The 15739-nt window shown below is 69.1% G+C and carries 11 protein-coding genes; 4 read left to right on the top strand and 7 right to left on the bottom strand.

The window, feature by feature from the left end:
- Nucleotides 1-248 precede the first annotated feature (248 nt).
- Nucleotides 249-4223 (top strand): type VII secretion protein EccCa, encoded by a 3975-nt coding sequence (gene eccCa / locus ACFYMO_RS14925; protein WP_388546559.1) that lies wholly within the window; start codon nt 249-251, stop codon nt 4221-4223.
- A gap of 139 nt (nt 4224-4362) precedes the next feature.
- Nucleotides 4363-4635, top strand: coding sequence for a DUF397 domain-containing protein (locus ACFYMO_RS14920; protein ID WP_366774036.1), 273 nt, complete (start codon nt 4363-4365; stop codon nt 4633-4635).
- Nucleotides 4636-5746: 1111 nt separating this feature from the next.
- On the opposite strand, the gene ACFYMO_RS14915 is transcribed toward ACFYMO_RS14920, so the two are convergent.
- The 7 genes from ACFYMO_RS14915 to eccB form a co-directional block, all read right to left on the bottom strand.
- Nucleotides 5747-6067: a WXG100 family type VII secretion target gene (locus tag ACFYMO_RS14915; protein WP_366774037.1), complete on the bottom strand. Its 321-nt coding sequence runs from the start codon at nt 6065-6067 to the stop codon at nt 5747-5749.
- A 111-nt stretch (nt 6068-6178) separates the two neighbouring features.
- The gene (locus ACFYMO_RS14910) at nt 6179-6571 is read right to left on the bottom strand and encodes a WXG100 family type VII secretion target (RefSeq protein WP_366774038.1); all 393 of its coding nucleotides are present in this window, start codon (nt 6569-6571) and stop codon (nt 6179-6181) included.
- Nucleotides 6572-6643: 72 nt separating this feature from the next.
- Nucleotides 6644-7882, bottom strand: coding sequence for a S8 family serine peptidase (locus ACFYMO_RS14905; protein ID WP_366774039.1), 1239 nt, complete (start codon nt 7880-7882; stop codon nt 6644-6646).
- 64 nt (nt 7883-7946) lie between these two features.
- On the bottom strand, nt 7947-9785 hold the full coding sequence (locus ACFYMO_RS14900) for a hypothetical protein (RefSeq protein WP_366774040.1): 1839 nt from the start codon (nt 9783-9785) through the stop codon (nt 7947-7949).
- A 33-nt stretch (nt 9786-9818) separates the two neighbouring features.
- Nucleotides 9819-10364 (bottom strand): hypothetical protein, encoded by a 546-nt coding sequence (locus tag ACFYMO_RS14895; RefSeq protein WP_366774041.1) that lies wholly within the window; start codon nt 10362-10364, stop codon nt 9819-9821.
- Nucleotides 10365-10541: 177 nt separating this feature from the next.
- Nucleotides 10542-11867, bottom strand: coding sequence for a type VII secretion-associated serine protease mycosin (mycP, locus tag ACFYMO_RS14890; RefSeq protein WP_366774042.1), 1326 nt, complete (start codon nt 11865-11867; stop codon nt 10542-10544).
- Between the two features lie 17 nt (nt 11868-11884).
- Nucleotides 11885-13405 (bottom strand): type VII secretion protein EccB, encoded by a 1521-nt coding sequence (gene eccB, locus ACFYMO_RS14885; RefSeq protein WP_388546553.1) that lies wholly within the window; start codon nt 13403-13405, stop codon nt 11885-11887.
- Nucleotides 13406-13653: 248 nt separating this feature from the next.
- On the opposite strand from eccB, the gene eccE reads away from it, so the two are divergent.
- Together eccE and ACFYMO_RS14875 are read left to right on the top strand one after the other, a co-directional pair.
- The gene (gene eccE, locus ACFYMO_RS14880) at nt 13654-15033 is read left to right on the top strand and encodes a type VII secretion protein EccE (RefSeq protein WP_388546550.1); all 1380 of its coding nucleotides are present in this window, start codon (nt 13654-13656) and stop codon (nt 15031-15033) included.
- Nucleotides 15033-15737, top strand: coding sequence for a hypothetical protein (locus tag ACFYMO_RS14875; RefSeq protein WP_366774045.1), 705 nt, complete (start codon nt 15033-15035; stop codon nt 15735-15737). Before eccE ends, ACFYMO_RS14875 begins: the two co-directional genes overlap by 1 nt.
- Nucleotides 15738-15739: the final 2 nt, after the last annotated feature.

The raw sequence follows: 15739 nt of genomic DNA, 5'->3' as shown, positions 1-15739 counted from the left end.
ACGGTCTGCCGGGCGTCGGCTGCTTCATCCGCCGACGTGCCGTCACGGCACCGCGGCAGCGCGCGACACCCTACCGCTCCCGGTCAACTCACTGTGCCACTAGGATCGCCAGCCGCGGAGGGGGACCGTCAGGAGCGAACGTCACCACGGGGTGCCGGCACCGCACCGCCCCTTCCGTACCAGGGGACGCAGGGACCCCAAAGAAACACAAGGGAACGCAAGGGAACGCAAGGGAAATTGGTGCGCGAGTGACCCAGATCGTCGTCAAGCGACCGCCTCGGGCGTTGCCTCCCGATGTGCCCGCCGAGGAGCTGCAGCTGCAGCCGCCGCCCGAACTGCCCAAGAACAAGCAGGAGGGCATGTGGATGCAGCTCCTGCCCATGCTCGGCATGGGCGGGTCCAGCGTGTACTTCCTCATGCCCGGCATGAACTCCCACCCGATGATGAAGATCATGGGCGTTCTGATGCTGTTCTCGACGCTCACCATGGTCATCGCCATGGTGGTCCGGATGCGCCGGGGCACCCAGGGCGAGATGGCGCAGTCGCGCCGCGACTACCTCAAGTACCTGGCGCAGACGCGGCGTACGGTGCGCAGGACGGCGGTCAAGCAGCGGGATGCCCAGTTCTATCTGCACCCCGCGCCGGACCAGTTGTGGTCCCTGGTGGCCGAGGGCAACAGGGTCTGGGAGCGGCGGCCCTCGGATCTGGACTTCGGCCAGGTCCGCGTCGGCCTGGGTGTGCAACAACTCGCCACGCCGCTGGTCAGCCCGGACACGGCGCCGGTGGACGAGCTGGAGCCGCTGACGGCCGGCGCCATGCACCAGTTCATCAATACCCACGCCACCCTCGACGGGCTGCCCATGGCCATCTCGCTGCGGGCCTTCTACCACATGACCGTCAGCGGCGACCCCGATGCCGTGTACGCCTCGGCGCGCGCACTGCTCTGCTCGCTGTGCGCGATGCACTCCCCCGAGGACCTGGTGGTCGCGGTCGCGGCGGGCCGTGAGTCCTACGCCGGCTGGGACTGGGCCAAGTGGCTGCCCCACGCCCAGGCCAGGGGCGAGACCGACGGCGCGGGCTCGCGGCGGCTGATCGTGGGCGACACCCTCGAGCTGGAGGAGCTCCTCGCCGCCCGGCTGGAGGGACGCCCCCGGTTCAACGGCACGGCCGAACCGGCACCGGACCAGCCACACCTCGTCGTCGTGCTGGACGGCACCTCGGTACTGCCCAACTCGCTGCTGTCCGCGCCCGAGGGCCTGCAGGGCGTCACCATCGTCGAGATCGTCCCCGGCGACATCGACGTGGCACGCGGCACCCTGTCCGTAGTGGTCGGCCCGCGCAGCCTGCGCCTGGAGTCGGGGCACGGCCTGGTCTACGAGGGAACGCCGGACGCCCTCTCCTACCCGGCCGCCGAGGCCGTGGCGCGGCAGCTCGCCCCGCTGCGGGTGGGCTCGGGAGACGACGGGGACGAGCCGCTGCTGGCCAAGCTGGAGTTCACCGACCTGCTCAACCTGGGAGACGCCGCCTCCGTCGACGTCTCCCGCACTTGGCGGCCCCGCTCGCAAGCCGAACGGCTGCGGGTGCCCATCGGCGTGGGCGAGGACGGCCAGCCGGTGATGCTCGACCTGAAGGAAGCGGCACAGGACGGAATGGGCCCGCACGGGCTGTGCGTGGGCGCGACCGGTTCCGGCAAGTCGGAACTGCTGCGCACCCTGGTGCTCGGACTGGCCGTCACACACTCCTCCGAGACCCTCAACTTCGTCCTCGCGGACTTCAAGGGCGGCGCCACCTTCGCCGGAATGGCGCACATGCCGCACGTCGCCGCCGTGATCACCAACCTCGCCGACGACCTGACCCTCGTCGACCGGATGGGCGACTCGATCCGCGGCGAACTCAACCGGCGCCAGGAGATGCTGCGCGACGCGGGGAACTACGCGAACATCCACGACTACGAGAAGGCCCGCGCGGCCGGCGCCCCGCTCTCCGCCATCCCCTCACTGGTGCTGGTCATCGACGAGTTCAGCGAACTGCTCACCGCGAAGCCGGACTTCATCGACATGTTCATCCAGATCGGCCGGATCGGCCGGTCGCTGGGCGTGCACCTGCTGCTTGCCTCACAGCGCCTCGAAGAAGGCCGGCTGCGGGGACTGGAGACCTACCTCTCCTACCGGATCGGGCTGCGGACCTTCTCCTCCGCCGAGTCCCGCGCCGCGCTCGGCGTCCCCGACGCCTACCACCTCCCCTCGGTGCCCGGCTCGGGCTATCTGAAGTTCGGCACCGACGAGATGACCCGCTTCAAGGCCGCCTACGTCTCGGGCGTCCACCGCACCGGAGGGGACGAGCTCCCCGCCGGTCCGCTGGCACCGAACCGGCGGCCCGTCCTGTTCACCGCTGCCGAGGTCGCCGTGCAGCGCCCCGACCCGGACACCGTGCCGGTACCCGCGCAGCCCGCCCCCGCAGCGGCGGACGACGACGCGCTCGCCGACACCGTGCTGGACGTGGTCGTACGGCGCCTGGAAGGCCAGGGCACCCCGGCCCACCAGGTGTGGCTGCCGCCGCTGGACAACGCCTCGCCACTGGACGAACTGCTGCCCTCGCTCGCCCCGGTGGAGGGGCGCGGACTGGCCGCCACCGACTATCCGCGGCAGGGCCAGCTCGTGGTGCCGGTCGGCCTGGTCGACAAGCCGTTCGAGCAGCGCCGCGACCCGCTGTACCTGGACTTCTCCGGAGCCGCCGGACACATGCTGGTCGTGGGCGGCCCGCAGTCGGGCAAGTCCACCCTGATGCGGACCCTGATCTCTGCGTTCGCGCTCACCCACACCCCCGCCGAAGTGCAGTTCTACGGACTCGACTTCGGTGGCGGCGGCATGTCGTCCGTCTCCGGCCTCCCGCACGTGGGCGGCATCGCATCCCGCCTCGACCCCGAACGGGTACGCCGCACCGTCGCCGAGGTGTACGGCATCCTCAACCGCCGCGAGGAGTACTTCCGGGCGAACAGCATCGACTCCATCTCGACCTACCGCAGGCGCCGGGCGCGCGGCCAGATCACCGACCAGCCGTGGGGCGACGTCTTCCTGGTCATCGACGGCTGGGGCAACTTCCGCAACGAGTACGAGGGCCTGACCGATGTCGTCAACGACATCGCGGGCCGCGGTCTCGGCTACGGCGTCCACCTGGTCATCACCGCCTCCCGCAACATGGAGGTGCGGGCGGCCCTGAAGGACCTGCTGATGAACCGGCTGGAGCTGCGGCTCGGCGACACCATGGACTCCGAGTTCAACCGCAAGGTCGCCGCCAACGTCCCGCCCGGTGTACCGGGGCGCGGCCAGACCATGGACGCGCTGCACTTCATGGCGGGTGTCCCCCGCATCGACGGCGTCGGCTCCGACGACGAACTCGCCGACGCCAGCGCCGAGATGTGCACCGCGGTCGCCTCCCAGTGGCCGGGCGAGCCCGCACCGCAGGTACGGCTGCTGCCCCGGGAACTGCCGGCCGGGCGGCTGCCCGGCGGCGCGGAGCACCCCGAACGCGGGGTCGCCTTCGCCATCGACGAGAACAACCTGGAACCGGTCTTCGTCGACTTCGACACCGACCCCTTCTTCCTCGTCTTCGGCGAGAGCGAGTCCGGCAAGACGGCGCTGCTGCGGCTGCTCGTCAAGCAGATCAGCGAGCGGTACTCCGGCGACGAGGCGAAGATCGTCGTGGGCGACTACCGGCGCGCGCTGCTCGGCGCCATCCCGGACAGCCATCTGCTGGAGTACGCGCCGATGTCCAACACGATGGAGACGCACATGAACGCGCTCCGCGATCTGATGGACCGGCGGGCGCCCTCCTCCGACGTCACCCCGCAGCAGCTGCGCGACCGAAGCTGGTGGACCGGCCCGCAGATCTTCATCGTGGTCGACGACTACGAACTGGTCGCCACCTCCAGCGGCAACCCGCTGGCCGTCCTCACCGAGCACCTGCCCTTCTCCCGGGACGTCGGCGTCCGCTTCATCATCGCCCGCAGCGCCGCAGGCGCCTCTCGCTCAATGTTCGAGTCGTTCATGACCCGCATCAAGGAACTGGGCGCCCAGGGAGTCCTGCTCTCCGGCGATCCGAGCGAGGGCGACCTCCTGGGCAATGTCCGCCCCCGCCCGATGCCCCCCGGCCGCGGCTTCTTCGTCTCCCGTAAGCGGGGCACCCCGCTGGTGCAGCTGGGCTGGCTGCCGGACGAGACGTGAGCGCGTCCCCGCGCCTGCGGGAAGAGGCTGACAGGCTGAGGGGCCTGAGAGGCTGAGGGGCTGACGGGAAAGCGCTGTTGGCGGGCTCCGGCACACGTACGCTGGAGCCCGCACGCACGCCCCGAAGGGAGAGCCACAGGTGGGGACTCAGCAGGAGAAGGACGAGCTGTACGCGATGGACATCTCCGACGCGGTCTGGGAAAGCGCCCCGGGCAGTCCGGAGGAGGAGCGCGTGGAGATCGCCCACCTGGCCGGCGGCGCCGTCGCCATGCGCAACTCCAAGGAGCCGGACGTGGTGCTGCGCTACACGGCCGCCGAGTGGGAGGCGTTCGTGCTGGGGGCGCGGGACGGGGAGTTCGACCTGGAGCCGCGGACGTCCGGTGGGGGGACGGATTCTGCAGGTTCCTCGTGAACGAGACCACTTCCCGGCGATGAGAGCCACTCGGAGGCCGGTTGGCCCTGAGTGGACCACGCAGGGAGGCACGCGCAATCAACTTCGGCCCGACCCTTCACCCGTAGGGGTGGCGCTCGGGATGCGTGCTGTACGCGGTCCTCCTTGGCTCTGTCAGCGTGAGGTTGGCGCCAGTCGCGAAGGACTGGGGGTCGGATGGCCGGGGATGCTGTGCTGCGTCAGCGGTACGGGAGCGAGGTCGTGGAGGTTCCGCTGTGTGGAGGGGCGGCAGCGGCCGGGTTCGATGAGTTGACGCCCTGGCGGGTATTCCGTTCTCGGCGGGGTCAAGCCCACGACTCGGGCGGTTAGGGGTCGACCGTGACGAGGGGGCACGTCGGCTACGAGTCGCTGCTGGAACTGACGTGGTTGCTGCTCAACGATCGAGACCGACGCTTGCGGCGTATCGTTTCTCAACCGTTTCAGCTGGTCACGACGGTGGACGGCCGACGGCGGCGTCATGTCCCGGACCTTCTGGCCGTACGCCGGGACGGCCTGGTGACCGTGGTGGATGTGAAGCGCCGACGTCGGTTGGAGGACCTCACGGTGGCCTTCACCTTTGGATGGACCCGCGGCCCGGAGGTATCTTCTCCGCCTCCAATCGCATTGACGCGAGCCTGCGGGTGGATGTGCGCGATTGGACAAGCGCCAATCCTGCGAGCTTCCCGCCGAGCACCAACCAGCCCGGCGGGCCGGCGGGCCGGCGGCCATGATGCCGGTGACCAGCGGGGGGGCCGGCGGACTTCTGCACCGACTGAGCCATCCCGGCCACCCCCAGATACGAGGCTCGCGCCTGTTCCGGGGCCAAAGCGACCGCAAGCTCCCAAGAGCTCACCGAGCGCATCAGTTCGGCCATGGTCCCTACGACCGCTGTCGCCAGCAGCAACACTGACGCCATCACTGCATTCGTCCCGGAAGCCCCGGCCAGCAGTGCGCAGGCGAGGGCGATCATCACGCCGTAGGGGACACATGGCCCACAGAAGGTGGGCATGATGTGTGCGCCGGATTGAACCGTGACGCAGAAGGTGGGCGCCTCCCGCACGCGCCCACCTTCTGCCCGTTCAAGCCGGGACGGCTACCCGCGGCTATTGAACTGGTCGAACATCGCCGCTGCGCGCTTGTCGCCCGCGAGGTATGTGCCACTGGCCTGCCGAACTTCAGCCGCGATCGCCAGGAGGCGGTTCTGAATGTCGTCGGCCTTCTGGTCCCAGCCGTGCTGAGCCTGCTGGTAGGCCCGCTGTCCCTCGCCTTCCCAGATCTCGGAGACGGAGCGAACCTTCTGCTGCACCCGTTCCATGTCGGCGCGAAGCTGCTTCGCTTCCTTCATGATGGCGTCGGCGGCAGCGTCCAGACTGCTGTATGTGACCTTGAGGTGATCGCCGTTGTTGTACCCCATGTGATTCCCCTACATCTCGGCTCGCGGCCTGAAAGGAGCGCGGTCGTGCTGCCGCGCTGCGCTACTTGTGTTACACGGGCTCGCTTCTAAACGGTCTGCGCGGCGTGACCGTCACATCTGGCTGAGCTTGGAGGAGTAGGCCCCGGCCAGTGAACCCTGCGTGGTGTCGGGCCCGGTCGCCGAGAAGTGCTGAGGGTTCTCACCGCTCCCGAGCTTGTTCATGCTCTGGACGATGTCGTCCTCGTTCGAGTCCTTGATGCCGAGGTTCCCGTGGATCGACCCGACGAAGCCTTCCATGATCCTGCGCTGGACCCGGAGATCATCGTTCATTCCCCGCTGGACGCGGTCGAAGGCTCCCTTGGCGACACCCTGCCAAGCACCCTCGAGGTTGTCGATGAGCTGGTTCAGACGCGTGACTCGCCCGGTGATGGCCCCCATCATTTCTTCGAGCTCATTGGCCATCGACTTGAGAGTCTTGTCATCTACATTCTGCTTGTCACCCATTGCGCCTCCCTACGGATCGTTGCGCCTTCGGCGCATCGGTTGAACGGTGATGTGGTGGTTGGTCATGGTCGGTCATCCGCGGCGAGACCGCCTGATCGCGAAAGCAGCTCCCCCGCCGATGACAAGCACCGCTGCGCCGGCCCCAACTGCCCACCAGAGCTGCGCGTTGCCACTGTCTTCGCGCTCTGAGTCTGCCACCTCGACCTTGTCGGGGGCAGCCCCTTTGTCCGAGTCTTCCTTGCCGGGGCCCTTGGCGTCCGAGTTCTGGCCGGACTCCTTCGGCTTTGTGTGCAGCGTCCTCTCACCGGTGAGAGGACTGATGTCCGGGTCGCCGGGATCGCCCTTGCCTTCCAGGAGGTTCATGCGAGGGCGGACCCCTCCGAATCCGACGTATTTGCTGGGCTCATCACCCTTCAGGCCAGCGGTTTTGATCATGACTCGGAGTACCTGATTCGACGTCCAGTCCGGGTGATGGGACCAGATCAGGGCTGCGGAGGCCGAGACAACGGCGGTGGCAGAACTGGTACCCCCTCTTGAACAGTACCTCTGCTTCTTGCCGTCACACCATGCAGGAAGGTCATCACCCGCCCCAGAAAGAGTCGTGTGCTGGCCAAAATTGGAATATGCGGCAACTCTTCCGGCCTTGTTGATCGACGCCACAGCTACTACGTTAGGATACGCCGCAGGCCAGTTCTCCTCATTGCCTTTCTGGGCGTCATTCCCGGTACTCGCGAACAGGAGCTTACCCTTCTTAGCCGCATACTCCACCGCTTCCTGAATGGAAGGATGAGGAGCTGTCCCCCCAAGAGACATATTGATGATGCGGGCGTCGCTGTCGGCCGCCGCCCTGATGGCTTCCCCGAGGTGCTCTTTCTTTTTGTCAGCACCCTTCATGCCATTGAGGTTGGTGCGGATTGGAATGATCTTGGCGCCCGGTGCAAGCCCCTTCAGGGTTCCGCCCTTCCCGGAGCCTGCGATGAGTTCGGCCATCGTCGTGCCGTGGCCCACGTCGTCCCGAGTTTCGTCACCAGGAGCACCAGAGACATCCCTGCCTGGAAGTACTCGGCCTTGAAGGGACTCAGTGGTCGGATCGACACCGGTGTCGATGACAGCCACCTTGATACCTTCACCGGTGCTGACCTTCCATATCTTCTCGGCCTGCATGACCTTGAGATGCCACTCCTGAGCCTGGACGTCTTCCGCGTCCGCGGTCGGAGCGAGTCCGACCAGACAGACCGTCCACGCCCCGACGGCGGCGATTCCGGCCAGAAGGCGGCGCCCTTTTCGACGCTCTCGTGTTTCTGCTGCCATGAACGCTCTCATCGGGTCACTCGACAACCGGCGGTACGCTGCCGCGCCGCCCGGTCGGCCTCTGTTATTCCTCATCCGTCGACTTGTCCGGGCGCCGCTTCTCCTGACGCCGCTCCTTCTTCGACGACTGCTGCGCAGCTCCCATCACCAGACCAGCGCCTCCGGGCATGGCAACCCGCGCGTCAAGCGGCTGTCCGGACTCGTCATCGCGAGGTTCCCCGACGACGCCCTCACGACCGGTCGCCTTCTTCCTGCCGGACTCACTCCGCCTGCTGTTCGCGCCGGAGACTCCGCCCGAGCCCACGGCGTTGACGGGCGGGGTCACCCCCATGGGCCGCCGCGCGGCCGCCGCGCCCTGCCCGTCGATGACTGTTCCTCGTTGCCTCGACGAGCTTGCAGGAGTCTCACCGGCTCCGGAGCGGCTCGGTGAACCGCCCACAATCCCGCCGCGCTGGGATGCGCGAACCGAGCCGGAGTCCGTTCCACGGCCGCCGCCTGCGTGCGGGCCCGCCGTGCCCGGCGGAACACCCATGGGTCCGGGACGTCCGAGCCCCCGGGGTCCCGTTCGGCCGGCGTCCCGATTCGTGGGTGCTGAAGTGCCCGGGCTCACAGGACCCGGCCGCACCGGACCCGGGCGCCCAGGACCGGTGGGACCCGTCTGCCCGGTCCGTCCGGTGTTGGTCGGCGGCGGCATGTAGGGACGTTGGGGCCCGGAGGTACCGGGCCCCACTCGGCCAGGGGACGGAGGTGTGACCCGGCCGGTCGGCGGAACCATCCGTCCTACAGGCGGCGGGCTACCTGGCGGAACGACGACAGGGCCGGGACTCGGAGGCCCGCTGGGCGGCAGGCCGGGCTGGCCAGGCGCAGGCAGTTGAGGCGGGGTGCCGGGCTCCATCGGCGCGACGGGAGCGGGAGGGGCGCTGTCGATGTCCGTGGCCACAGACATCTCCGGGCGCATCGGCTCTTCGAGACGGTGGTGGGGAGCAAGGGGGTCGGTCCTGCTGATTCCCTCCTCACCATGAGGCACATAAGCCGCGGCCGCGTGATCCGTCGTTTCTGGAGAGTTTCCGGCAACATAGGGCGCCGCTGCTGCTACCGGTCCCTGACCGCCTCCCCCGCCAGGACCGCCCGTGTGGTCTGGATCAAAGCCCGGAGACACCGGCGGCACTCCCACATGCGGCATCGCCCCGAACGTTGGCTTGCTCTTTTCCGCAGCCTTGATGTTCGTGAGCGCCACCGTGTAGTAGGAACTCAGTTTGTTCGCCTGCTGGATGGCCTCTTGGCGGTTCTTCTCCCGCTCGCGCATCTCAGGCGTGGACTTTTTGGTGATCTTGGGAGGAAGGTAGGGCCCGAAGATCTCGTCCTCCTTCGGGTCCCTCTTCGGCATCGACGCCTTGACCATGGACAGACCGAAGCCGGCAGCCTTGAGTTGCGTACCGGCAGCACCCGCATACTCGCTGAGCTTGAGGGTGTCCCGGTGCAGGCCCGTGGCCCACGTGGAGAAGTGTTTCTTCGCCTCCCCCTTCCACCCGGGATCCACCTCGGCGAAGTAGGTCTTCAGCTCCTCCGCGGCCTTCCTGATGGCGCGGGCGGCGTCCCAGAGGGCGTCCCCGACGTCCTCAAGGTCCTGGGGAGATGCGTCCTCGACTAGATCCACGATCTGGTTGAGGCGGTAGGGCTCGAAGTCCGTGCCACCCGATCCGAGAGCCGGTGGGGCCAAGGGGCCGGCGCCAGGAGCACGGAAGAGCTCAGGCTTCTGCGTGGTCGGCGGCTTCTGCGTGGTCGGCGGGTTGAGAAAAGGGCTGAATTCCGCCGGGAGTGCAGGGTCCTCCGGCATCTCATCAGCGGTGTACCCCTTCCCTGTGAATGGGTCAACCGATTCATTGTTCCCCTTGCCGCCCATGCATCCTCCTGTTCTCGGGCGTAAGCCTGCCGATCACCATTCGGTCCCGCCGGCATCCCCTTTGTGTCCGTCTTTCCTGGATGCCTCGCCGTCCGGATGCTTCAACTTCTCCTCTGCGGCCTGCGCCCGAGCCTGGATCTGCCAGAAGCGACGCTTCTCGTCCTCGTCCAGGGTGTCGAAGCCTTGGTCGGCGCCCTTGATGGCGATACCCGTCGCGTCGATCTGGTCCCGGAGGGTGGAGGAGAGGAGCGTGAGGGTGTCGTGCACCTCTCCGTATTTGGCGAAGAGGTCGTCCGCTTCCACGTAGCGGATGCTCTCCCCACTGAGTGACTTTCGGGTGACGCGCCTACTGGAGACTTTGTGCTTCGCGGCGGGTGAGGTGTCCAACTCCGCGATGACACCATCGATCCGCTTCTTCAGCTTCTTCAGCGCTTCAGCACGTCGTTCCAGTTCCCCCTCCCCGCTCGAGGAGGACGACGCCTTCTTCGGCGGCAGCACCGGCGGTCGCCTCTCCCTGCCGTCCGGACCCAACTCCCCCATGGCTCCCCCCTTCTGCCAGGTCCTCTGCACGTTCTCCACGGTTCCGGCTCGGCGGCTCCGTGGGAACGGCGTTCACATCACTGTAGTAGGCGAGTCCAGCACGTTCCAACTGCAAATGAAAGAACAGCAGTTGGTGTAGCAGGACCGTGACGTGTGGCACGCGAGCGGCACACTGCTCATATTCTCTCAACCACCTCCGACAGTGCGGGCGTCCTGTCAGCGTCCCGCCGAGGTGCCCTTGCGGCGACGGTCGCGGAGGACGACCGAGGTGCCCGCGACCACGGCGACGAGGGTGCCGCCGCCGACAAGGACGTAGGTTCCCAGCCTTTCGTTCCGTTCCTGCTCCGTCTCTCCGAGCTGCAGCTTGGCGGGTGTCGGCTTCTTGCCCGTTTCGACGCCCTCTTCGGCCTCGGGGCGCTCGAGACGCTTGCCGTCCTCGGTCAGGGCGGCCACCGGGTCGACGACACCCCAGCCGACGAGGCGGTCGTGGCCCGGGATGGAGCGCTCGGCGGTCTGCTCGATCTGCGCGACGATGTTCTGCTGGGACCACTTGTCGGCGCCCTTGTCGTGCTTCGCGCGCAGCAGGGCGGCGACGCCGGCCACATAGGGCGCGGAGAAGCTGGTGCCGTTGTCGATGCAGTGGCCGCCCTTGGGGACGGTCGAGACCATGTCGACACCGGGGGCCGCCACGTCCACGAAGTCACCGGCCTGCGAGAAGGGGGCGCGCTCGTTGTTGCGGTCCGAGGAGGCGACGGCGAGGACGCCGGGGTAGGAGGCCGGATAGGTGGCCTTGTCCTTGCCGCCCAGTCCGTCGTTGCCGGCGGAGGCCACGACGACGATGTCCGCGCGGACGGCGCGCTGCACGGCGCGCTCGAGCGAGGAGTCCGGTTTCAGGGCCTCGGCGGTGTCCTGGGAGATGTTGATGACGTCGGCGCCGGCCTTCACCGCGTAGTCGATCGAGTCGGCGAGGGAGAGGGCGGTGCCGCTGCCGTTGGCGTCGTTCTGCTTGATCGGGATGATCGTCGCCTTGGGGGCGAGGCCGACGAAGCCGGTGTCGTCGTCCGGGCGCGCGGCGATGATGCCCGCGACCTTGGTGCCGTGGCCGACCTCGTCCGAGGTGCCGTCGGCCTTGCCGCGCGGGGTGGCGCGGCCGGTCTCCTTGTCCTTCTTCGGCTTCTTGGGGAGCAGGTTCTTCCCCGCGTCGGCATCGACGGCATCCGTGAGCTGCTTGTTCTCGATGTCGACGCCCGTGTCGATGACCGCGACCCGGACACCGGCGCCCTTGTCGGTGTCCCGCCACAGCTCGTTGAGGAGGACCCGCTGCAGCGACCAGGGGCGGCCCTTGAACGGCTTCGCGGGGAAGGTGCACTGGGTGCTGACGTCCGCGGCGGCCGGAGGCGCCGCGGTGACCACCAGCGTGGAGGCCGTGACCGCCACGGCAGCAGCTGTCGCCGCGGCGCGGCGCAGGGCCCGCCGGGTGCGCCGCCGCAGCGGGGCCAGCCGGGCGCCGTTGGCCGGGGGCGTCGTCTCGCTGCTGTGCATCGTCCTCGTCACCCCGTTCAGGAGCCCTGCGGCTGTTGTGCGTCACCGGTGGACAGGCGCGGGCCCATGGGCAGGAAGGCGGCCCATTCGGCGGGCACGGGCGCGGGCTTGACCTTCTCGTACCCGAGCCTGCGCTGGGCGTTCTGGCTCTCCGTCTGCTGTTTCTGCTTCTTGGACTTCCTGCTGTCCTCGCCGATGCCCGAGTCGCCCTGCTCGCTGTCGGTGTTGCTCTGCATCGCGTACCGCAACCCGGTGTCGGTGACGAGGAAGATCCCGCCGACGTCCGGGCTGCGGCCCTTGAACTGGCGGAGCAGCTGACCCGTTCCGGGCGTGACGTAGGCGCTGGAGGTGCCGGTGGGCAGCTGCTCGGGGAATTCCTTGCCGAGCCAGGTGGAGAGGGTGGTGGCGCCGCTCTTGCCGTCAACCTTGCGCAGCACGTTGCAGGCCACGTTGCGGTTGCCGGAACGCGTGCCTGCGGAGTTGACGGCGTAGCTCTTCTCCTCGGGCCAGCGGAGTTTGTCGCCGTAGCTGCCGGAGGGCGCGAAGGCGCTGGCGCTGACCGTGGTGGCCGCGCCGTTCTGCTTGAGGGGCAGCAGTTGCTCGGAGGCGAGCAGGAGCTGCGCCATGAAGTCGCTGATCCTCAGGACCTTGCCGGACAGCACGAGGTACTGCTGCATGTGGTTGCCGGAGGTCGACCGGATGACGGTGCCCACCCGGTTGGTGTTCGGGTCGAGGCCGGAGACGCCGGCTTCCTCGCCGACCCGGCCGCGGATCTGGGGGAAGGAGATGTTGTCGCCGGTGTGCAGGGTGGCCAGCCACTCCCGGGAGACGCGCTGGGGACGGCGGTCCCCGACGAGGACCCGCAGCAGGGTCTCGTCGCGGGCGACACGGTACTTGTTGCCGGACCGGTCCACGACGTAGAGCCGGTCGTCCGGCCCCTGGACGTAGATGAGCTCGCCGCCGTGCAGCCGGTCGTCGCCCTCGACCGCGTCCTTGTCGCGGTCGGCCAGTACGAAGGCTGCCTTCTGCACGGCCCGCTCTCCCTGGCTGGGCCGCTCGCAGACGGCCCAGCGCTTCTTCTCGCCGGCCTCCTTGCCCTCGGGGAGCCGGTCGGGTGCGTAGGGGATGCCGAGGGTGGCGCCGTGCGGGATGTCGCCCTTGTCGAGAACCTTCTCGTCGACCTTGACGACTTCGCCCTTGCCCGGATCGAGCAGCAGTTTGGCCGATGCCAGGTTGAGCACCGGGTGGAGCTGCGCCTTGCCGTCGGTCTTGAGGACGACGTAGCGGGTCGTCGACTCCGAGCCGATGATGACTTTCTCCTTCGGAGTGTCCCAGCCCTCGGGCGCCTTCGGCTTGAACATCCCCCAGGCGCCGAATCCGGCGAGGATCAGCGCGCCGACGACGAATCCGGGGAGAATCCCGCGCAGCGGGCGGGGGGCGCCTTCCTCGGTGCCTGTCGGTGACGGTTGGAGGAACGCCGCCACCAGCCGCTTTTTCGCGAAGGTGTAGGCATTGAGCTCGTCGCGCCGTGATGCCATGAGTGAAAGACGCTCCCCTGAAGTCCCTGCTGTCCCCCGCAGCCGCCGGGCCCGGAGCCCGGACGGCGGTGGCCGGTCCGGAACGGTACCGCCCACCGGCCCGGCGGGCACCCGCGGGCGCTGCCGATTGTCGGGCCGGGCCCCTACTATGCCGGTTGGGGATTGCCTTGTGCCGCTCCGGTATCGTGATCGCCCGCCCAACACCCCGGACGAGGGGGGCGAATTCGGACATGAGGGGGCCTTCTCGGATGGGATCTGTGACGCGGGCGCGGGGTGCGGCAGGCACCGCGAGCCGCTCGGGGCCGGGTGCCCCCCGGCGCCCGGAGGGCACCGCGTCCGCCTCCCGGACGCCCCGGCCCGGATCCCGGGTGCCCGCCTCGACGTCCCTGCGCACCGAGTCGCGCACTCGTCGCCTCGGACCGTTTCAGTTGCAACAACTTGTGCTGCTGGAGCTGGCCGTGGCGGTGCTGCTGATCGCGGCGGCTGTCGACCGTCTGCTGCTGGTCCCGGCGGTGGTGGTCGCCGCCGTGCTGGTGGCGCTGGCGGTGATGCGCAGGCACCAGCGCTCGTTCCACGACTGGGTCGGCACGCTGCTGGCGCTGCGGGCCCGGCGGCGGGCTGCGGCGCAGCCGCTGACGCCCGCGATGGTGCTGGACGAGGGGGGCGAGCGGATCGACGCCAGCTTCCTGCCTCTGGTGGAGTGCGCTCCGGCACTGCGCACATACGCGTATGTCGACAAGAAGCGCCGCACCACCGGGATGCTGGGCGACGGGACGTTCCTCACCGCGTTGGTGCGGATCGAGGCCGCGCCCAGTGCGCTGCGCCCGGCATTCGGGGCCCGCGCCCTGCCGCTGGAGCTGATGCAGGACGCACTCGAGGTGGACGGGATCTCGCTGGAGTCCGTGCAGATCGTGCAGCACGTCCAGCCGGCACCGGCCCCGCATCTGCCCGAGCAGTCGGTCGCCCGGCGCAGTTACGGGCCGCTGCAGGAGCAGACGGGCTCACCCGCGGTGCGGCTGACCTGGGTGGCGCTGAAGTTCGATCCGGAGCTGTCTCCCGACGCGGTCGAGGCGCGCGGCGGTGGGCTGGAGGGTGCTCAGCGCTGCCTGATACGCGCTGCGGACCATCTGGCCAGCCGGGTGACGGGGGCCGGTTTCGTCGCCACGGTGCTCAACGAGCAGGATCTGACGGCAGCGGTGGCCACCTCCGCGTGCGTGAGCCCCGCGGCGACAGCCAGGGCGAGCCGGCCGGACGCGGCTCCCACCCGGCGCACCAGCGAGTCGACGCGGGCCTGGCGGTGCGACGACCGGTGGCACACCACCTACGGGATCGGCCGCTGGCCCGAGTTGGGCCGGGCCGCCACTCCGCTCCCCCGGCTGGTCGCGCTGCTGACCTCGGCACCGACATTGACGACGACTTTCAGCCTGACGCTGGGCCGCTCCGCGCGCCGAGGCGCGGTCACGGTGAGCGGGCACGTACGGGTGACCGCCCGTTCGGACAACGAACTGGCGGCTGCCCGGCAGCATCTGGAGCGCGGCGCGCGTTCGGCGCGGGTCGGGCTGGTGCGGCTGGACCGGGAGCAGCTCCCGGGTGTCTTCGCGACCCTTCCGCTGGGAGGTGTGCACTGATGGCCGACCGCTGGACGCGCGGGCTGCTGGGTCCGCGCCGTACGGAGCACGGGGTGCCGGGCGAGCAGTTGGCCGCGCTGTCCCTCCCCATCGGGGACGACGGTGTGCTGGTCGGCAACGATGCGGAGGGGCGGCCCCAGGTCGTCGGCTTCCACCACCCGTCCCCCTACGACGTGGTGCTCATCGGCGGTCTGTGGACTGCTCAGGTGCTGGCGCTGCGGCTGGCCGGGGCAGGCGCCCGGGTCGCGGTGGAGACGGGCCGGGCCCCGGTGTGGACCAACCTGGTGCAGGCGGCGGGCGCGGGCCAGGAGTGCATCTCGCTCTACGATGTGGGGCGGGTGCCGCCCATGGGGCCGACGGTGAGCAGCCCGGTGCTGGTCGTCCGGGACTGCGGGATGCGGCCTCCGCGGGGCCGGGTGGCCTCGATGCCGTGGCAGTCGGTACTGACGCTGCTGCCCTATCTGAGCCCGGTGGCACCCCGGTTGCTGCGGAGTGCGTCGCTGGTCGGTGTCCAGCGGGTCTCGCCCGACGAGGCGCGGCAGATCGGGCGCATCATGCAACTGCCGCCGCAGGAGGTGCAGGCGCTCTCCACGCTGGGCGACGGTGTCACCCTGTGGTGCACGCGACGGGAGAGGCAGTACGCGCTGACGCAGCCGACCGACGCGGAGTCGGGGCTGCTGGGGTCTCCGCGCCGACTGGACTGACG

Origin of the sequence: Streptomyces sp. NPDC007025 (assembly GCF_042869455.1) — a bacterium.
Taxonomy (GTDB): domain Bacteria; phylum Actinomycetota; class Actinomycetes; order Streptomycetales; family Streptomycetaceae; genus Streptomyces.
The sequence above is the reverse complement of the archived record's forward strand: the minus strand, read 5'-3'. Positions and strand labels throughout refer to the sequence as shown.